This is a genomic window from Adlercreutzia shanghongiae (assembly GCF_035830635.1).
GTDB classification, from domain to species: Bacteria; Actinomycetota; Coriobacteriia; order Coriobacteriales; family Eggerthellaceae; genus Adlercreutzia; species Adlercreutzia shanghongiae.
Window position 1 is genome coordinate 25,871 of record NZ_JAYMFI010000037.1, and the last position, 18,460, is coordinate 44,330.

The following is an 18,460-nucleotide window of genomic DNA, read 5'->3' on the forward strand; positions in this document are numbered from 1 at the left end:
GCGCGACCCCCGCGACGCCGCAAGGCCGCGGGGGTCGCGTTTTTAGCGGTAAGGAGTGCCCATGGCCAGGGAACGCAACGGGCGGCATCTCGTCCCGAATTCCAAGGAGCGCAGCGAGCGGCGCATGGAACAGGCGACGAATCACATGATGTTCAAGGTCTTTTCCATGGTCATTCTGATGACGGTGGCCTTTGTCGGGGGCTTTGCCCTGCGCAGCCAGACCGAGTTGGTGGCCAGCTGGGGCATCCCCGTGTCCGACGACGAGCAGGCGGCCCTCGCCGCCGCGGCGGCCAACAACACCTACGAGTCCATCTCGGCCCGCGTGAGCGATGTGGAGGACATCCTGGCCACCTATTCCATGGACAGCGTCGACCTTACCTCGGCCACCTATTCCATGCTCGACGACATGATGAAGTCCACCGGCGACCCCTATGCCACCTACTACAACCCCGATCTGTACAACAGCTATATCAAGGAGACCACCGAGCGCAGCTATGCCGGCATCGGCGTGGTGTTCGCCGACTACAACGGGCGCGCCTACGTCTCCGATGTGTTCGAAGGGTCCGAGGCCGAGGCCAAAGGAGTGCAGCAGGGCGACTTCCTCGCTTCCATCGACGGCGAGGACGTGTCCGCCTGGTCGATGACCGAAGTGGTGAACGCCCTGGCCAAGGACGAGGGCGAGAGCGTCTCCATCGCGTGGATGCGGCCCTCGAGCCTCGATGCCCAGACCGGCGAGCAGTTCACCACCGATCTTACCTGCAAGGTGTACGAGGAGGCAAACCTCACCACCGAGCTTCTGGGAAATGTGGGCGTGGTGAAGGTGCGCCAGATCACGAGCAACGCCGCCGAGCTGGTGAAACATGCGGTGGAATCGCTCACCGAGCAGGGGGCGCTCGCCATCGTGCTCGATCTGCGCGACAACCCGGGCGGCTATCTTACCCAGGCCGTGGACATTGCGAGCTTGTTCGTGAACTCCGGCGTGCTCGTGCAGATTCAGACCAACGACGGCCCCCCCACCTCCAAGGCGGCCTCGGGCACCTGCCCCTTCGAGAAGACGCCGCTCGTGGTAGTGGTGAACCGCTACACGTCGGCCGCCGCCGAGGTGCTCGCCGCGGCGCTGCAGGACAACCAGCGCGCCGAGGTGGTAGGGGAGACGAGCGTGGGCAAAGGCTCGGTGCAGGTGGTGCGCGAGCTCGACTTCGGCGGGGCGGTGCGCTACACCGCCGCCTACTACCTCACGCCCCAGGGCCAGCCCATCGACAACGTGGGCGTGGTGCCCCAGGTGGGCGTGGTGAACGGCGAGACCGAGGACGCCCCCGACTCCCAGCTCTCCACCGGCGTGGACATGGCCCGCGCCCTGGTGCCGACCAATGGCTAGGAACCGCCGCGGCGCCCGGCGCCGTCCCAAGGCGAACCCCCGGGGCGTCGTGTCGGTGAGCGCCGGCGGCTTCGGCTTCGTGCAGACGGCCGAGGGGGAGTACTTCATCCCCGCCTCGTCTTTAGGCGGGGCCTTCGACGGCGACTTGGTGGAAATAGCCCCGTTGCGCTCCGGCGCGCGCAAAAAGGGGCGCTCGGCGGCCGATGAGGGCGATATGTCCGGCCGGCCCGCGGCCCGGGTGCTCTCGGTGGTCGATCGCGCCCACGACACGGTGGTGGGCCGCTACGAGGTGGCCGAGCCCTTCGGCGTGGTGGTGCCGGCCGATCCGCGCATCCCCTACGACGTGTTCACCATGCGCGCCGAATCGCCCGAGGTGCCCGACGGGGCGCTCGTGCGGGTGCGCATCGCCCAGTTCCCCACGCGCCGCTCGGCGGCCACGGGCTTTGTGGAGGAGGTGCTCGCCGAGACCTCCGATGCGCCCCGGGCCGGCATCGATCTGATCATCGGCCGCCACAAGCTGGAGACGGTCTTCTCGGAAGGGGCCCTGGCCGATGCCGCCGCTGCGGTTTTGGACGAGGAAGGCGCCCTGGCGGCCGGCTACCGCGATTTGCGCAGTCGGTTCGTGTTCACCATCGACCCGGCCGACGCAAAGGATTTCGACGACGCGCTGTCCCTTGACTTCCTTGAGGAAGAGGGCCTGTGGCGGCTCGGCGTGCATATCGCGGACGTGAGCCACTACGTGCCCTGGAACTCCTCGGTGGATCTGGACGCCCGCCGCCGCGCCACGAGCGTGTATCTGGCCGACCGCGTCGTTCCCATGCTGCCGCCGGCGCTCTCCGACGAGCTGTGCTCGCTGGCCCCGGGGGTCGATCGCCGCTCCATGACGGCGGATCTGTTCCTGAACGACGAGGGCGAGCTCGTGCGCTTCAAGCTGTACCCGGCCCTTATTCGGTCGAAGGCGCGCCTGAGCTACGGCGAGGCCGACGCTATGCTGCTTAACGGCAGAGGCGGGCTCGCGGCAGGCGCGGGGGGCGCTGCGAACGGCGCGGGCGACGACGCTGCGGCGGGCGGCGACGCTGCGGCGGGCGGCGCTATTGCCTGGCGCCTCGCGGAGTGCTCGCGCCTGGCCAAGCTGCGCGAGGCGGCCCGCGCTCGCGCCGGGGGGGTCGACTTCGCCACCACCGAGGCCAAGGTGGCCCTTGATGCGGAAGGGCGTCCCGTCGACATCGTCCTGAGGAAGAAGACCGACGCCACGCGCCTCATTGAGGAGGCCATGATCTTGGCCAACGAGACGGTGGCGGGCTTTCTGGAGGCGAAGCGCTTTCCCTGCATCTACCGCGTGCACGAGGCGCCGGCCTCCGACGCGTTGGGCTCGCTCATCCCCGTGTTCCAAGAGTTCGACTGGTTCGCCCGTCCCATGGAGGCGCGCCTGGTGGCGGGAGATCCCAAGGTCATCCAGGAGATTCTTGCGGCCAGCGCCGGGCGCAGCGAGGGGGAGCTTGTCAGCTCGCTGCTTCTGCGGGCCATGAAGCGGGCGGTGTATCGTCCCGAGAACCTCGGGCACTACGGCCTGGCGAGCGAGGTGTACTGCCACTTCACCAGCCCCATCCGCCGCTATCCCGATCTGGTGGTGCACCGCATGCTGCGGGCGGCCCTCGCGCGCCGGCCCGAGAAGTTCGACCAGGAAGTGGCGGCCCTGCCCTGGATCGCCGAGCACTCCTCGGATATGGAGCGGGTGGCCGACGAGGCGGCCCGCCAGTCCCAGGAGCTGAAGATGGTGGAGTACCTGTCCGCGTTCGTGGGCCAGTTGTTCTCGGCGGTGGTGTCGGGGGTGGCCAGCTACGGGCTCTACGTGCGCCTCGAGTGCACGGCCGAAGGGCTCCTTCCCGTGCGCGCCTTGGGCGACGAGTACTTCTTCTTCGACGCCGCCCGCTATCAGCTCGCAGGCGACGAGACGGGGGCGACCTACCGCCTCGGCCAGCGCATCGCCGTGATGCTGAAGAGCGCCGATGTCGCGACGAGCTCGCTCGAGTTCGCCTTGGCCGGCCCGCGCTAGAGGCCGGCGCCTTCGCCTCCTTCTGAAAGCCTTGAGCATTCAGGAGGCGTGCGAGGGCCGCCGCGCTTAGGCGGCCGTTCAGATTACCGCTCCATAACGGACAGTCAAGGGGTCATCGTCAGCTGCGATTGCCCATGATGTCCGCCCTGTCCGGGGGCTATGGTGAGGCTACCCCAGAGTAAGCAGGCCCCCGATGAAGGGAGATTCACCATGAGCTTTATCGACAAGATGAAGGAAGCCGGCGAGGATATCAAGGAGGCGTTCCAGGACGGGGCGCACGACATCGCCGAGAAGGCCGGAGATCTGAAGGACGACATCGCCGAGAAGGCGGGGGACCTGAAGGACGCCGCCGCTGAGAAGGCCTCCCAGGCCGCCGACGCCGCCCAGGATGCGGCCGACGCCGCCAAGCAGAAGGCCGCCGACGCTGCGAGCGCCGCCGCCGACAAGGCGAGCGAGATCAAGGACGCCGCGGCCGAGAAGGCCTCCGATTTGAAGGACGCCGCTGCCGACAAGGCCGACGAGGCGAAGAAGGCCGCCGGCAAATAAATCAGGCTTGTTCCCAACGACGCCCGGCGGAAGCCCGCTGCTTGGATAATTCCCGGCAGCGGGCTTCCGCCTTCTGGTAGCATGGTGTCCAATGCAAACGATGCGGAGGCGCGCACGCCGCCCGCTTAAAGGAGACTCATGGAACGAGAGCGATTCGGAAGCCGTCTGGGGTTCATCCTCATTTCCGCCGGCTGCGCCATCGGCCTTGGCAACGTTTGGCGCTTCCCCTATATCACCGGCGAATACGGCGGTGCGGCCTTCCTCGTCATGTACCTGGTGTTCCTCGTCATTTTGGGCCTTCCCATCATGGTCATGGAGTTCGCCGTGGGCCGCGGCTCCCAGCGCTCCATCGCCCGGGCGTTCAACGTGCTCGAGCCTGCGGGCACTCATTGGCACAAGTACAAATGGGTGGGCATCGTCGGCTGCTACCTGCTCATGATGTTCTACACCACCGTGGCCGGCTGGATGCTGGCCTACGTGCCGAAGTTCGCCTCGGGGCAGTTCGTGGGGGCCGACACCGCGGCCACCTCCGCCGCCTTCGACGCCATGCTGGCCTCGCCGGTGGAGTGCGTGTTCTGGATGGCGCTCGTGTGCGTGGTGTCCATCCTCGTCTGCTCGCTGGGCGTGCAGAAGGGCGTGGAGCGCATCACGAAGGTGATGATGATCGCGCTTCTGGCCATTCTCGGCGTGCTCGTCATCCGCTCGCTCACCTTGCCCGGGGCCGGCGAGGGCGTGGCCTTCTACCTGCTGCCCGATTTCTCGAAGATCTTCGGCAGCCCCGATACGTTCTTCGAGGCGGCCTACGCGGCCATGGGCCAGGCCTTCTTCACGCTCTCCATCGGCATGGGGTCCATGACCATCTTCGGCAGCTACATCGACAAGCACCGCTCGCTCATGGGCGAGGCGGCCACCATCGGCGTGCTGGATACCGGCGTGGCCCTGGCCACGGGCCTCATCATCTTCCCGGCCTGCTTCGCCTTCGGCGTGGCGCCCGATTCGGGCCCGGGGCTCGTGTTCATCACGCTGCCGAGCGTCTTCGAGCAGATGTGGGGCGGGCAGGTGTGGGGCACGCTCTTCTTCGTGTTCATGTCCTTCGCGGCGCTCTCCACGGTCATCGCCGTGTTCGAGGGCATCCTGCGGTTTTCCATGGACGAGTGGGGCTGGTCGCGCAAGCGCGCGGTGACGGTGAACCTCATCGCCATCCCGCTGCTGTCGCTGCCCTGCGCGCTCGGGTTCAACGTGCTCTCCGACGTGGTCATGCCCGGCGTGGGCGATATTCAAACGGTGGAGGACTTCCTCGTTTCCAGCAACATCATGCCCTTGGGCTCTCTGGTCTACGTGCTGTTCTGCGTGTCGAAGGGCGGCTGGGGATGGAAGAGGTTCCTTGCCGAGGCCAATGAGGGCGACGGGCTCAAGTTCCCCGTGTGGCTGCGTCCCTGGATGCGCTTCGGGGTGCCGGTGCTCGTGATTATCATCCTCATCATGGGCTGGGTGCCTATCGTGAGCTCGTGGCTGTGACGTCGACGAGCCCGTCGCTTGCGGCCTACCTTAAGGCCATGGCCGCCGCTCCCGAGACGGAGGACGGCTCGGTGCTCATCGAGCCGGAGCTTGCCTACGGCTTCGGGGAATTCTCGTTGAAGCTGGCCCTGCGCGGGCCGCGCGGCCGCTATGTGGTGCCCTCTATCGGGGCCTTTGCCCAGGCGGTGCGCGCGGTGGAGGCGGCCACCTACGGGCCGAAGCTCTCCTTCGTGCACCGGGCGGCAGCCTTCGCGCCGGCAAGCCGGCCGCTTCTGCGCTTCATCGAGCGCATCGCGCAAGCCCGCGGGCGCGAGGGCGCGGCAAGCGGGGCGCCCGATGGGCTTCGGGGCCGGGGCGCCTCTCGGGTGGGCCGCGCGGCGTCGGGCGGCGCGCTGGGGCGCTCGGTGGATCTGACCGAGGCCGAGGCGGTGGATTTCCTCGATGCCATGGACGGGCTCTCCTTCGCCTTCCGCTGCACCGACGGCTCGGTGCGCGCTTCCCAAACAGTATCGGTGCAGGCGGGCGACCCGCCGGCGGTGCTGAGGCTGGTGGAAGACGGCGAGGGCTTTACGCTCGTGCGCGACGACGCCCTCATCGGCGCCGCGGCGGGCGGTGCGTCCTATGTGCTCTACGACGGCGTGTTCTACCGCACCACCGAGGCCTTTTCCGACGGTGCCGATTTCCTGCGCGAGGTGTACCGCTCCGATGACCGCGAGCTGCACCTGGCCGCCGATGACGCCGCTGCCTTCGGCGCCCATGTGCTGCCGCGGCTCGAGCGCGCCTTCGAGGTGTCCGTGCCGCCCGCGCTGGCCGCCTATCGCCGCCGCCCCTGCAAGCTCGCCTTTTTCTTCGACAAGGTGGCAGATGCGGTGGAAGTGGCCTGTTGCGCCCGCTACGGCGAGAGCGAGGTGGTCCTGGCCGTGGCACGCTCGGCGGTGCCGGCGGCGCTAGATCGGGTGCGCGAGGGCACCGTGGTCGTCTCCGGCATCGCTGCGGCGCCGCCTGAGGGCGAGGGGCCGGATGCCGTGGCGCTGCCCGTGCGCGATCTGGCGCGCGAGCAGGCGGCCCTGGAGCTTCTGCGCGCCTATTTCCCGCCCACGGGCGTGGTGGAGCTTGCCGACGAGGAGGCTGCCGGGCGCCTGCTGTTCGAGGGTCTGGCACGCTTCCAGGCTTTGGGCGAGGTGCATACCACGGCCGCCTTCGACCGCTTGCTCTTCGGGCGCGCGCCGCGTCTACAGGTGGGGCTTTCCCTGGCCGGCGACCTCATCGCCATGGACGTGGCCGTCGCCGATGTTCCGAAAGAGGAGCTGGCGGCGCTTCTGGAAAGCTATCGGCGCCACCGCCGCTTCCACCGTCTGCGCCAGGGCGCGTTCGTGAACGTGGAAGAGGCCGAGATGGGGCCCTTGCGCCGTCTTATGGAGGATATGGGCGTAAGCGAGGCCGATCTGGCCGCCGGGCGGGTGGAGCTGCCCACCTGGCAGGCCTTCTACCTCGCCAACGAGCTTGCCGACGCCTACCGCGAGGACGGCTTCGCCCGCTTCGTCGACCAGTACCGCGCGCTGCACGCCTCGGTTCAGGCCGAGGGGGCCGAGGGGGCCGCGGCGGGCCGCTGGGAGGGCGCGCTCTCGGACGTGCTGCGGCCCTATCAGGCCGCCGGTGCGCGCTGGATCGGGGCGCTGTGGGCCTACGGCTTCGGCGGCATTCTCGCCGACGAGATGGGGCTGGGAAAGACCCTGCAGGTCATCGCGGCCCTGGCCGAGCGCTACGCCCAGGGCGCCCCGGACCTTCCGAGCCTTATCCTATGCCCCGCTTCGCTTATCTACAACTGGAAGGCCGAGTTCGACCGCTTCGCGCCCAAGCTTCCCGTGGCGGTGGTCGCGGGCACGCCCGCTGAGCGCCGCGCGCTGCGGGAGGCGGCGTCTTGCGGCGCGGAGGACCCGCCTCCCATCCTCATCACCTCCTACGACCTGCTGCGCCAGGACGCCCGGGAGTGGGAGGAGGCGGACCTGGACGTCGTCGTCATCGACGAGGCGCACTACATCAAAAACCACGCCACCCGCACCACGCGCGCCGTGAAGCGCCTGCGCGCGCGCCGCCGCCTGGCGCTCACGGGCACGCCCATGGAGAACCGCCTCTCGGAGCTGTGGAGCCTCTTCGACTTCCTCATGCCGGGCCTGCTCGGCCCCTACCAGCGCTTCCGCGAGCGCTTCGATGCCGCCATCCTCGGCGGCGACGAGGAGGCGGCCCGTCGCCTGCGCGCGCTTGTGGCCCCCTTCATCCTGCGGCGCACCAAAGAGCAGGTGGCCCCGGAGCTTCCGGAAAAGACGGTCTCGCGGGTGCTCGTGGCCCTCGAGGGGGAGCAGCGGCGGCTCTACGACGGCGCCGAGCAGTCGCTGCGCGAGCGCTTGGCCGCGCAGATTCGGCTGTCGCGCTCCCGCGGCGCGAAGCATATGAGCGATAAGGAGCGCGAGGCCGCCGCGCCCCGGGTGCAGGTGCTCGCGGAGCTGACGGCCCTGCGGCGCATCGCGCTGGATCCGGCCCTCGTCTTCGAGAACTACAAGGGCGCCTCGGCCAAGATGGAGGCGCTGCTCGATGTGGTGGCCCATGGGGTGGGATCGGGCCAGAAGATGCTCGTCTACTCCCAGTTCACGAGCTTTCTCACTCGCGTGGCCGCGCGCCTTGGCGAGGAGGGCGTCGCCTTCTTCGAGCTGACCGGGGCCACGCCGGCCGCCGAGCGCCTCGATTTGGCCGAGGCCTTCAACGGCGGGGAGGTGCCGGTGTTCCTCATCTCGCTGAAAGCGGGCGGCGTGGGGCTCAACCTCACCGGCGCCACCTGCGTGGTGCACACCGACCCCTGGTGGAACGCCGCCGCGGCCCGCCAGGCCGCCGACCGCGCCCACCGCATCGGCCAGAGCCGCCCCGTCACGATCTACGAGCTGGTGGCCGCCGACACCATCGAAGAGCGCATGGTGGAGCTCGCCCGCATGAAGGACGAGCTGGCCGCCCTTATCCTCGATGCCGAGGGGAGCGGGGAAGGCGAGGGCGGGCCCCAGGCGGCTTCAGGCGCGGCGGCGGGCGTGGCTTCCGGCGCGTGTTGCGACCCCTTCGAGTCTGCGCGTTCTCTAACGCCCGAGGAACTCTACGACCTGCTCGGCGGCTAATAGGGTAAACTGGTCGGAACGCCAATTTGAAATCCGAAGGAGTGCCCGATGGGCTTTTTCGATCGCATCGGCGAGGGGCTGTCCCGCTCGCGCGACAAGTTCAAGGAGTCGATGAACGTCCTGCTCGACCGCGGGCCGGATCTGGACGAGGAGTTCTGGGAGGGCTTGGAAGAGACCCTCATCCTATCGGACGTGGGAGGGGCTGCGGCCAGCGACATCGTGGAGAACCTGCGCGATGCGGCCACCCGCAAGGCCCTGCCCGACGCCTACGCCGTGCTCGACCTCTTGAACGACGAGATCGCCTCCACCTTCACCGAGCCGGGCGCCGACATCTTCGGCGGCGGGCCGGCTGTGGTGCTGTTCGTGGGCATCAACGGCACGGGCAAGACCACCACCGTGGGCAAGCTCGCCAAGGTGGCCGCCGATGAGGGGCGCGCCGTCATCTTAGGCTCGGCCGACACCTTCCGCGCCGCCGCCATCGAGCAGCTGGAAGTGTGGGCCCGCCGCGCCGGCGTGGAGATGGTCACCCGCGAGCGTGGCGCCGACCCGGCGAGCGTGTGCTACGACACCCTGGAGCGCGCCGAGGCCTGCGGAGCCGAGCTCGTGCTCATCGACACGGCCGGACGCCTGCACACCTCCGCCGACCTTATGCGCGAGCTGGAGAAAGTGGTCTCGGTGGTGCGCAAGCGCAGTTCGCTGCCGGTGTACACGGTGCTCGTCATCGACGCCACCACGGGCCAGAACGGCCTGCAGCAGGCGCGCGAGTTCAACCGCGCGCTCGATCTGGACGCGCTCATCGTCACGAAGCTCGACGGCACGGCCAAAGGCGGCATCGCGCTGGCCGTGAGCCACGATCTGCAGCTGCCCATCCTGAAGATCGGCGTGGGCGAGGGCATCGACGATCTGCGCGATTTCGACGCCCACGAGTTCGCCTTGGCCCTGGTGGGCACCTTTGACGAGCGCTTCGACGCCGCTGAGGACAGCCTGCGCGGCGAGAACGCCAAGCAGGCCGCCGTCACCGCCGGCGAGCGCCGCCGCGATGTGCTCGAGGGCGCGCCGGTTGCCGCGGTCGCCGAAGCGGAGGAGGCAGCGGTGCCGGAAGACGAGGTTGCAGACGCTATTGAACCTTATGTCGAGCCGGTGCTCGACGAGCAGGAAGACGTCGAGGTGGCCTTCGCCGAGGCCGCCGAAGAGGGCGAAGGCGACCTCCTCGAGGCCGCGCTGGGCCACCGCACCCACGAGACCATCGTCGTTGAAGAGGATGACGTCGAGGCCGAGGAGGCCCCCTTCACCGACGACGAGCTGGCCGAGCTGGCCCAAGAGGCCGCCGAGGAAGAGGCCGCCGAGCCCGAGCCGGCCGCCGAGCCCGAAAAGAAAAGCTTCTGGAAGCGTCTGTTTGACTAGATAAGGAATCCCCATGCTCGAGAACCTCTCCGAACGCCTTCAGGGCATCTTCTCCGGCCTGAAATCGAAGGGCCGCCTGACCGAGGACGACATCAACGCCGCCATGCGCGAGATTCGCCTGGCGCTTCTGGAGGCCGACGTCAACTTCAAAGTGGTGAAGAACTTCGTCGCCCGCACCAAGGAGCGCTGTCTTGCCGCCGAGGTGCTCGACTCGCTCACCCCGGCGCAGAACGTGGTGAAGATCGTGCTGGACGAGCTCACCGAGCTTCTGGGCCGCACCGATTCGCGGCTCGTGCTGGGCAGCCGCATTCCCAACGTCATCATGCTCGTGGGCCTGCAGGGCTCCGGCAAGACCACGGCGGCGGCCAAGCTGGCTTATCGCTTGAAGCAGGAGAACCACGCCCCGCTGCTCATCGCCGGCGACGTATACCGTCCCGCCGCCGCCGACCAGCTGCAAACGCTGGGCGACGAGATCGGCGTGCGCGTGTACCGCGGCGACGGGCGCGACCCGGTGGCCATCGCGCGCGAGGGCATCCAGGACGCCATCGACAACCTGCGCGACGTGGTCATCATCGACACCGCCGGACGCCTGCACGTGGACGCCGACATGATGGAGGAGGCCCAGGCCATCAAGCAGGCCGTGAAGCCCGACCAGATTCTCATGGTGGTGGACGCCATGACCGGCCAGGACGTGGTGAACGTCGTGGAGGCCTTCTCCGCTGCTGTGGATTTCGACGGCGTCATCATGTCGAAGATGGACGGCGACGCCCGCGGCGGCGGCGCGCTGTCCGTGCGCGAGGTGACGGGCAAGCCCATCAAGTTCATCTCCTCGGGCGAGAAGCCCGATTCCCTGGAGGTGTTCCATCCCGACCGCATGGCCAAGCGCATCCTCGGCATGGGGGACGTGGTGTCGCTGATCGAGCAGGCCGTGCGCGTGCAGCAACAGGAGGAAGAGGAGCTCGAGGCCGAGCGCATGATGCGCGGGCAGATCACCTTGGACGACTTCGTGATGATGAACGCCCAGATGCGCAAGATGGGCGGCGTGCAGAAGCTCGTCTCGGCCCTGCCCGGCGGCGACAAGGCGCTCGCGTCCGGCCAGGTGGACGAGGGGGCGCTCGACGCCATGGAGGTCATCATCAACTCCATGACCAAAGCCGAGCGCGCCAAGCCCGAGCTTTTGAACGGCAGCCGCCGTGCGCGCATCGCCCGTGGCGCCGGCGTCACGGTGACCGACGTGAACCAGATGATGAAAAAGTTCAACGAGACCAAGAAGATGGTGAAGCAGGCCACGGCCGGCATGGAGCAGCAGGCGTCTCGCAAGGGCAAGAAGGGGAAGAAGGGGAAGCGCCGCCGCGGCCTGGGCATTCCGGGCATGGGCGGCATGTCCATGAAGGACCTGAAGAAGATCCAGGACATGATGGGCCAGTAGGCTGCCTCGCCTCCTTTCGTTTTTCGCAAGAGGCCGTTTGGGATTACGAAACTGAATTTCGTAACACTAGGCGGCGTTCTGTGGTATTGTTACGTCTTGAAGAGATGTAACACCACAAGGGGGTTGCCATGGCGTTGTCGAGAAGGTCGTTTCTGAAAGCGTGCGGATGCGCTGCGGGCGTCGTGGGCGCCGGTGCGCTGGCAGGGTGCGGAGGCGACGGGGGAGCGGGCGCTTCGGGCGCGGCTGCCGATGCGGCCGCGGGAGCAGGTGCGGAACCCAGCGGCGTAAGCCAGGTGGTCATCACCATGACGCCTTCCTCCGAGCCGGCGGCCGGCTTCAACCCGCTCGTGGGCTGGGGCGCCGGCGAGCACGTGCACGAGCCGCTCATCCAGTCCACCCTCATCGCCACCGATAACAACCTGGCTTTCGTGAACGACCTGGCCACCGGCTACTCCTGTTCCGAGGACGGCCTTACCTGGACGTTCACCATCCGCGACGATGTGAAGTTCACCGATGGCGTGCCGCTGACGGCCGAGGACGTGGCCTTCACCATCAACGGCATTGCCAGCGGCGAGGGTGCCGAGGCCGACCTGTCCATGGTGCAGGAAGCCCGCGCCCTTGATGCCACTACCTGCGAGATCGCCATGAAGCGCCCCAACAACGCGCTTCTGTACACGCTGGCCGTGGTGGGCATCGTGCCGGCCCATGCCTACGGGGCCGATTACGGCGAGAACCCCATCGGCAGCGGCCGCTATATGCTGGAGCAGTGGGACCGCGGCCAGCAGGTTATTCTGCGCGCCAATCCCGACTACTACGGCGAGAAGCCGCTCATGGACCGGGTGGTGGTGCTGTTCATGGAAGAGGACGCGTCGCTGGCCGCGGCGAGCTCGGGGGTGGCCGATGTGGCCTACACCTCGGCGGCTCTTGCCGGCGCGGTGCCCGCGGGCTACCGCCTGCTGAACTGCGCCTCGGTGGATTCCCGCGGCATCTCGCTGCCGTGCAATCCCGCCGGTACCGACGTGGTGGTGGAAGGCGACATGGTGTACCTCGGCGGCAACGACGTGACCTGCGACATCGCTGTGCGCCAGGCGCTGAACTGCGGTGTCGACCGCGAGGCCATGATCGAGCGCGTGCTGTCCGGTTTCGGGCGCGCCGCCTACTCTGTGGGCGACGGCATGCCCTGGTCGAGTGCGGCCATGCGCGTGGAAACCGATGTCGCGGCCGCCGAGCGCCTGCTGGATGAGGCCGGATGGGCCCGCGGCGACGACGGTGCGCGCTCCCGCGACGGCGTGCCCTGCGCCTTCGATTTGTACTACGCCGCGGGCGATTCCACCCGCCAGGCCTTAGCCTACGACTTCGCCGACCAGTGCGCTGCGCTGGGCATAGCCGTCACGCCCAAGGGGGCCAGCTGGGACGACATCTACACGCGCCAGTACGCCGACCCGGTGCTGTGGGGCTGGGGCTCCAACTCGCCGGTGGAGCTTTACGAGCTCACCTACTCTGCGGGTTGGGGCAACTACGCCCAGTACATGAGCGACGAGGTGGACGCCAACCTGGAGGCGGCCCAGGCGGCCCGCACCGTGGAGGAGTCCTATCCCTTCTACCAGGCCGCCCAGTGGGATGCGGCCACGAAGACCGGCGTGGCGCCTGAAGGGGCGGCTACCTGGGTGTGGCTTGCCAACGTGGACCACCTGTACTTCGAGCGCGACGGGCTTAAGGTGGCGGAGCAGAAGCCGCACCCTCACGGGCACGGGTGGTCGCTGGTGAACAACATCGATCGGTGGTCGTGGAGCTAGGGGTTCCTCGGCGTTCGGACCGGCAGGGGCGTCGTCGACTTTCCCGCTTCGCTTTTCGGCCTTCGGCCTCAGGCGCTGCGCTCCTTCATGTATTCAACGGGCGGCCTTTGGCCGCGTTTTATAGGCAGTGTTCAGAGAAAGGCGCCGACGCCCCTGCCGGCCCGAACGAGGAGAGGTTGACCTTGTTGGAATGACGCGGTTTGTCTTGGAGCATATCGGACGGTTTTTGCTGCTGATGGTGGCGGTGGCCGTGGTTACCTTCGCGCTGGTGAGCTTATCGCCGGTCGATCCGCTGCAGGCCAATGTGGGGCAGGCGGCGCTGTTGGGCATGAGCGAGGAGAAGCGGGAGGCGCTGGCGGCTTACTGGGGCGCGGGCGTTCCCATGCACGAGCGGTTCGTTGCTTGGTTCGGCGATCTGCTGCGAGGGGATATGGGGCTGTCGCTGCGCTATAACATGCCCGTGGCCGACGTCATTGCCTCCCGGGCGGGCAATTCCCTGGCGCTTATGGGCGTGGCCTGGATCGTCTCGGGCGTGCTGGGGTTTGGCCTCGGCGTGGCGGCGGCGCTGAGGGAGGGCCGTGCGCTGGACAAGGTCGTCTGCGCCTACTGCTTCGTGCTCGCCGCCTCGCCGACGTTTTGGGTGGGCCTTTTGCTGCTCATGGTCTTCGCGGTGGGGCTCGGGTGGTTCCCGCTCGGCTTCTCGGTGCCGGTGGGCGTCTCCGCTGCCGACGTCACCTTTGCCGACGCGCTGCGCCATATGGCGCTGCCGGCCATCACGCTGTCAGTGGTGGGCGTGGCGAACGTGGCGCTGCACACCCGCGCCAAGGCCATCGATGTGCTGGGCAGCGACTATGTCCGCTTCGCCCGGGCCCGCGGGCTTACGCGCCGCGAGGCCATGGCCCGCCACGGTCTGCGCAACTTGGCCCTTCCCGCCATTACCCTGCAGTTCTCCCAAATCGCCGAGATATTCGGCGGCTCGGTGCTCGTGGAAGAGGTGTTCAGCTATCCCGGGCTCGGTCAGGCCGCGGTAACCGCGGGTCTGGGGGGCGACGTGGCCCTGCTCGCCGGTATCGCGCTCGTGTCGGCGGCGCTCGTGTTCACGGGGAACTTGGCCGCGAACCTCATCTACGGCTTGGTGGACCCGCGCATGCGCCCTGTGCGCCGAGATGCAGGTGGAGATCCTTCGACTCCGGCGCCGCGCGCCTCCGCGCAGGATGACACGGGTGGTCGCCCGCCGCGCGCCTCCGCGCAGGATGACACTGATGCGCGGGTTTTCCTCGCTGTGGGGGACGATCAACCTTCTCATGTCATCTTGGGCGAGCGAAGCGAGTCGAAGGATCCGGATTCCGCGGAAGGAGGTCCCCGATGACTGATGCTGCCTGCTCTGCGGCTCTCGGCTCCGCCGGGGCCGCTGCCGATGCCGCGCCTGATGCGTCGGCCGCTCCCGTGCTCTCGGCGCCTCGCGGCCGCCGGCTTCCCAATCGCCGCCGCGCCCTTGCGCTCGCGGCGGGAGGCGCGCTGCTGCTCGTCGCCGTCGTGGTGGCGGGGCTTATCGTCGGGCCCGCCGCCCAGGCCACCGATTTCGCCGCGAAGAACCTCGCGCCTTCCCTTGCGCACCCCTTCGGCACCGATTGGATGGGCCGCGACATGTTCCTGCGCACGCTCGCGGGCCTGTCTACGAGCGTGCTGGTGGGGCTGGGTGCCGCGGTGGCCTCCTCGCTCATCGCCCTGGCCCTGGCCGCCGCTGCCGCCCTGGGACCGCGCTGGGCCGACCACGCCGTCAGCTGGCTGACCGACCTGGTGATGGGCATTCCCCATATCGTGCTGCTCATTCTCATTTCCTATGCGCTGGGGAAGGGCTTTTGGGGCGTCACCGTCGGCGTGGCCCTCACGCACTGGCCGAGCCTCACCCGCGTCCTGCGCGCCGAGATTCTCCAGTGCGCCTCGGCCGATTTCGTCGCCGCGGCTGCCCGTCTCGGCGCGAGCCGCCTTTCCATCGCCGTGCGCCATATGCTGCCCTTCGTGCTGCCGCAGTTCGTCGTGGGGCTCGTGCTGCTGTTTCCCCACGCCATTCTGCACGAGGCCGCCATCACCTTCCTCGGCTTCGGCCTGCCGCCTGAGATGCCTGCCATCGGCATCATCCTTTCCGAGGCCATGGGCTATCTCTCGGCGGGCATGTGGTGGCTCGCGGTGTTCCCGGGACTCGCGCTCGTGGCCTGCGTGATGCTGTTCGACGTCGTGGGCACGAGCCTTCGCAAGCTCGTCGACCCGCTGAGCGCCCAGGAATAGGAGGGGAGCATGGAGCACACACCACTCGGCAAACGCGCGGAGCACGAGGCTCTCGGCGGCGCAGGGCACGAATCTCTCGACCATGGCGCATCGCCGGTGCACCACCACCATTCCCACGCGGCCGATTCCCGCCATGTGCACGGCCACCATCTGCTGACGGTGGAAAACCTTTCTGTCGCCTTCCGCATGTACGAGGAGCGCGACGAGGATGGCGCCGAAAGCGAAGACGGCGCGGAAGGGCGCCTCGGCGAAAACGAGCGGGGCAAGGCGCTCGGGAAAAGCGATTCGCGCGGCAATCCTCTGCGAAAACGGCGCCGCGCCAGCGCGCCTTGCCGCTTCCTGGATGCGCCTCAGCGGGAGGTGGAGGTCATTCACTCCCTGAGCCTTTCGGTGCACGAGGGCGAGATCGTGGCCGTGGTGGGCGCGTCGGGATCGGGAAAGACCCTGCTCGCCGATGCCATTTTGGGCCTGTTCGAGCCCAACGCCCTCGTGCGCGGCCGCATCTGGTTCGACGGCCGGGCCATGGACGCCGCCGCCCTTGCCGCCGAGCGCGGGCGCGGCATCGCGTTTGTGCCCCAGTCGGTGGCAAGCCTTGATCCGCTCATGCGCGTGGGACGCCAGGTGGAAGGGACGCCGCAGGGTCGCGGGGCCGCTCGTCGTGCCGATGCGGCCCGCCGTCGCGCCCGGCGCCAGGAGCTCTTCGCCCGCTACGGGCTTTCCGAAGCCGTGGCGCGGATGTATCCCCACGAGCTTTCCGGCGGCATGGCCCGCCGCGTGCTGTTGTGCTGCGCGCTGATGGAGCAGCCGAAGCTCATCGTGGCCGACGAGCCCACGCCGGGCCTCGATCTGCCCTTGGCCGTGAAGGCTCTGGAGGACTTTCGCGCGTTTGCCGATGGAGGCGGGGGAGTGGTGCTCATCACCCACGACATCGAGCTCGCCCTCACCGTGGCCGACCGCGTCGCCGTCTTCCGCGACGGCACCGTGGTGGAAGAGACCTCGGTCGCCGCCTTCGCCTCGCCCGAAACGCTCACCCATCCCTTCACCCGCCAACTCTGGCACGCCCTGCCCGAGCACGATTTTGCGACTTCGGAGGTGGAACCGGTTCGGGAGGGAGTCGCAAGCACCGCCCCTACGGAGCATGCCCCCGCCTTGAGCCCGACCGCCTCTGCCCCAACCGCCTCTGCCCCAACCGCCTCTGCCCCAACCGCCTCTGCCCCGACCGCCTCTGCCCCGACCGCCTCTGCCCCAATCGCCTCTGCCCCGACCGCCTCGACTTCAAACGTAGGGGGCGACTTCGGGCGCCCCTCTGTTCCGGCATCTGATGATGCCGGAACCCATGACGCTTCCGACAAAGGAACTCCCTCATGCTAGAAGCCCGCAAGCTCACCGTCGCCTTCGACGGCCGCGTTCTCTTCGAAAATCTCTCGCTTTCCATAGCGCCGGGCGAGCGCGTGCAGATTGCTGCTCCTTCGGGCGCCGGCAAAACAACGCTGTGCCGGGTACTTGCGGGCTACCTCGCCCCGCAGGCAGGCAAGGTACTCGTCGATGGCGCACCGCTTCCCAAGAAGGGTCCGTGCCCCGTGCAGCTCATCGGCCAGCACCCCGAGCGCGCCCTGGACCCGCGCCTGCGCATGGAGGCGAGCCTTATGGAGGCCCTTGCCGGGCAAGGCGCGAATGCGGACGAAGGGGGCCGCCGAAGCCGTCGCGCTCGTATACGCTCGCCGCGCGAGAGCCTCTCGGAGTCTTCCACCGCGCTTCTTCTCGAGGCCCTCGGCATTCAGTCGCGCTGGCTCGCCCGTTACCCCCACGAGCTCTCCGGCGGCGAGATGCAGCGCTTCTGCATCGCCCGCGCCCTGCTCGCGAATCCGCGCTACCTTATCGCCGACGAGATTTCCACCATGCTCGATGCCGTCACCCAGGCCCAAATCTGGTCGGTGCTCCTGCACCAGGCCGCCCAGCGCGACCTGGGTCTTATCTTCGTCTCCCATTCCCCAGCCCTAGCCTCCCGCCTCGCCACCCGCGTAATCCCGCTGTAGCCCCTCCGCCCTGCTGCAGCCCTCCGCCTCGTCTTGCCCCGCTGCAGCCCCTCCGCCCCGCTGCAGCCCCTCCGCCCCGTCTTGCCCCGCTGCCCCTCCGCCCCGCTGCGGCCCCTCCGCTCCGCTTCAGCCCCTCCGTCTCGCCTCGCCCCGTTGCCCCTCGCCGCGGCTCTTTCCGCAAACCATACAAAAGTATGGTCTTCTCCGTGGAGAAGGGAGTTGAAGGCAGTTCTGTATGGTTTGAAGGAAGAAAACTGTACTTTTGCATAGTTTGCGCCGGGGGAGTTGCGGGGCGAGCCGAGGGTGCGGGGCGGAGCCGAGGATGTGGGCGAGACGAAGGCGAGGGAGGTGGATCCGGTCGAGGGTGCCCCTCCGTCTCGCCTCGCCACCCGCGTGGTCCCCTACAGCCCCTCCGTCTCGCCTCGCCCCGTTGCCCCTCGCCTCGGCTCTTTCCGCAAACCATACAAAAGTATGGTCTTCTCCGTGGAAAAGGGAGTTGAGGGCAGTTCTGTATGGTTTGAAGGAAGAAAACTGTACTTTTGCATAGTTTGCGCCGGGGGAGTTGCGGGGCGAGCCGAGGGTGCGGGGCGGAGCCGAGGATGTGGGCGAGACGAGGGTGCGAGGCGAGACGAGGGTGCGGGGCGGAGACGAGGATGTGGGCGAGACGAAGGCGAGGGAGGTGGATCCGGTCGAGGGTGCCCCTCCGTCTCGCCTCGCCACCCGCGTGGTCTGACAGCCCTCCTGCCTCGCCTCGCCCCGTTGCCCCTCGCCTCGGCTCTTTCCGCAAACCATACAAAAGTATGGTCTTCTCCGTGGAAAAGGGAGTTGAGGGCAGTTCTGTATGGTT

Annotated in this window: 12 protein-coding genes; all 12 read left to right on the forward strand. The window is 68.2% G+C overall.

All coding sequences use genetic code 11. The features are described from left to right. Positions 1-61 precede the first annotated feature (61 nt). The 12 genes from VJ923_RS11880 to VJ923_RS11935 all read left to right on the forward strand — a co-directional run bounded on the left by VJ923_RS11880 (position 62) and on the right by VJ923_RS11935 (position 17,613). Entirely contained in the window at positions 62-1,378 is a 1,317-nt protein-coding gene (locus tag VJ923_RS11880; RefSeq protein ID WP_326441756.1) for a S41 family peptidase, read from the forward strand. Continuing rightward, on the forward strand, positions 1,371-3,434 hold the full coding sequence (locus VJ923_RS11885) for a ribonuclease R family protein (RefSeq protein ID WP_326441758.1): 2,064 nt from the start codon (positions 1,371-1,373) through the stop codon (positions 3,432-3,434). The genes VJ923_RS11880 and VJ923_RS11885 overlap by 8 nt, the downstream gene beginning before the upstream one ends. A gap of 210 nt (positions 3,435-3,644) precedes the next feature. Beyond that, positions 3,645-3,980: a hypothetical protein gene (locus tag VJ923_RS11890; RefSeq protein WP_326441760.1), complete on the forward strand. Its 336-nt coding sequence runs from the start codon at positions 3,645-3,647 to the stop codon at positions 3,978-3,980. Positions 3,981-4,118: 138 nt separating this feature from the next. Next, complete coding sequence (locus VJ923_RS11895; protein WP_326441762.1) at positions 4,119-5,498, forward strand: sodium-dependent transporter; 1,380 nt, start codon at positions 4,119-4,121, stop codon at positions 5,496-5,498. Beyond that, on the forward strand, positions 5,489-8,659 hold the full coding sequence (locus VJ923_RS11900; protein ID WP_326441764.1) for a DEAD/DEAH box helicase: 3,171 nt from the start codon (positions 5,489-5,491) through the stop codon (positions 8,657-8,659). Before VJ923_RS11895 ends, VJ923_RS11900 begins: the two co-directional genes overlap by 10 nt. A 48-nt stretch (positions 8,660-8,707) precedes the next feature. After that, the gene (ftsY, locus tag VJ923_RS11905; RefSeq protein ID WP_326441766.1) at positions 8,708-10,063 is read left to right on the forward strand and encodes a signal recognition particle-docking protein FtsY; all 1,356 of its coding nucleotides are present in this window, start codon (positions 8,708-8,710) and stop codon (positions 10,061-10,063) included. A 13-nt stretch (positions 10,064-10,076) separates the two neighbouring features. Beyond that, positions 10,077-11,492: a signal recognition particle protein gene (gene ffh / locus VJ923_RS11910; protein WP_326441768.1), complete on the forward strand. Its 1,416-nt coding sequence runs from the start codon at positions 10,077-10,079 to the stop codon at positions 11,490-11,492. Positions 11,493-11,620: 128 nt separating this feature from the next. Then, positions 11,621-13,288 carry an ABC transporter substrate-binding protein gene (locus VJ923_RS11915; RefSeq protein WP_326441770.1) on the forward strand — a complete coding sequence of 556 codons (1,668 nt, stop codon included), beginning with the start codon at positions 11,621-11,623 and terminating at the stop codon, positions 13,286-13,288. A gap of 190 nt (positions 13,289-13,478) precedes the next feature. Next, the gene (locus VJ923_RS11920) at positions 13,479-14,657 is read left to right on the forward strand and encodes an ABC transporter permease (RefSeq protein WP_326441771.1); all 1,179 of its coding nucleotides are present in this window, start codon (positions 13,479-13,481) and stop codon (positions 14,655-14,657) included. Then, positions 14,654-15,577: an ABC transporter permease gene (locus VJ923_RS11925; RefSeq protein WP_326441773.1), complete on the forward strand. Its 924-nt coding sequence runs from the start codon at positions 14,654-14,656 to the stop codon at positions 15,575-15,577. Before VJ923_RS11920 ends, VJ923_RS11925 begins: the two co-directional genes overlap by 4 nt. Before the next feature lie 9 nt (positions 15,578-15,586). Then, positions 15,587-16,948 (forward strand): ATP-binding cassette domain-containing protein, encoded by a 1,362-nt coding sequence (locus VJ923_RS11930; protein ID WP_326441775.1) that lies wholly within the window; start codon positions 15,587-15,589, stop codon positions 16,946-16,948. Continuing rightward, positions 16,942-17,613 carry an ABC transporter ATP-binding protein gene (locus VJ923_RS11935; RefSeq protein ID WP_326441777.1) on the forward strand — a complete coding sequence of 224 codons (672 nt, stop codon included), beginning with the start codon at positions 16,942-16,944 and terminating at the stop codon, positions 17,611-17,613. The genes VJ923_RS11930 and VJ923_RS11935 overlap by 7 nt, the downstream gene beginning before the upstream one ends. Positions 17,614-18,460: the final 847 nt, after the last annotated feature.

Coding starts and splice junctions, on each gene's coding strand:
- VJ923_RS11880 (WP_326441756.1), top strand. CDS start 62: ATGGCCAGGGAACGCAACGGGCGGCATCTCGTCCCGAATTCCAAGGAG.
- VJ923_RS11885 (WP_326441758.1), top strand. CDS start 1,371: ATGGCTAGGAACCGCCGCGGCGCCCGGCGCCGTCCCAAGGCGAACCCC.
- VJ923_RS11890 (WP_326441760.1), top strand. CDS start 3,645: ATGAGCTTTATCGACAAGATGAAGGAAGCCGGCGAGGATATCAAGGAG.
- VJ923_RS11895 (WP_326441762.1), top strand. CDS start 4,119: ATGGAACGAGAGCGATTCGGAAGCCGTCTGGGGTTCATCCTCATTTCC.
- ftsY (WP_326441766.1), top strand. CDS start 8,708: ATGGGCTTTTTCGATCGCATCGGCGAGGGGCTGTCCCGCTCGCGCGAC.
- ffh (WP_326441768.1), top strand. CDS start 10,077: ATGCTCGAGAACCTCTCCGAACGCCTTCAGGGCATCTTCTCCGGCCTG.
- VJ923_RS11915 (WP_326441770.1), top strand. CDS start 11,621: ATGGCGTTGTCGAGAAGGTCGTTTCTGAAAGCGTGCGGATGCGCTGCG.
- VJ923_RS11920 (WP_326441771.1), top strand. CDS start 13,479: ATGACGCGGTTTGTCTTGGAGCATATCGGACGGTTTTTGCTGCTGATG.
- VJ923_RS11925 (WP_326441773.1), top strand. CDS start 14,654: ATGACTGATGCTGCCTGCTCTGCGGCTCTCGGCTCCGCCGGGGCCGCT.
- VJ923_RS11930 (WP_326441775.1), top strand. CDS start 15,587: ATGGAGCACACACCACTCGGCAAACGCGCGGAGCACGAGGCTCTCGGC.
- VJ923_RS11935 (WP_326441777.1), top strand. CDS start 16,942: ATGCTAGAAGCCCGCAAGCTCACCGTCGCCTTCGACGGCCGCGTTCTC.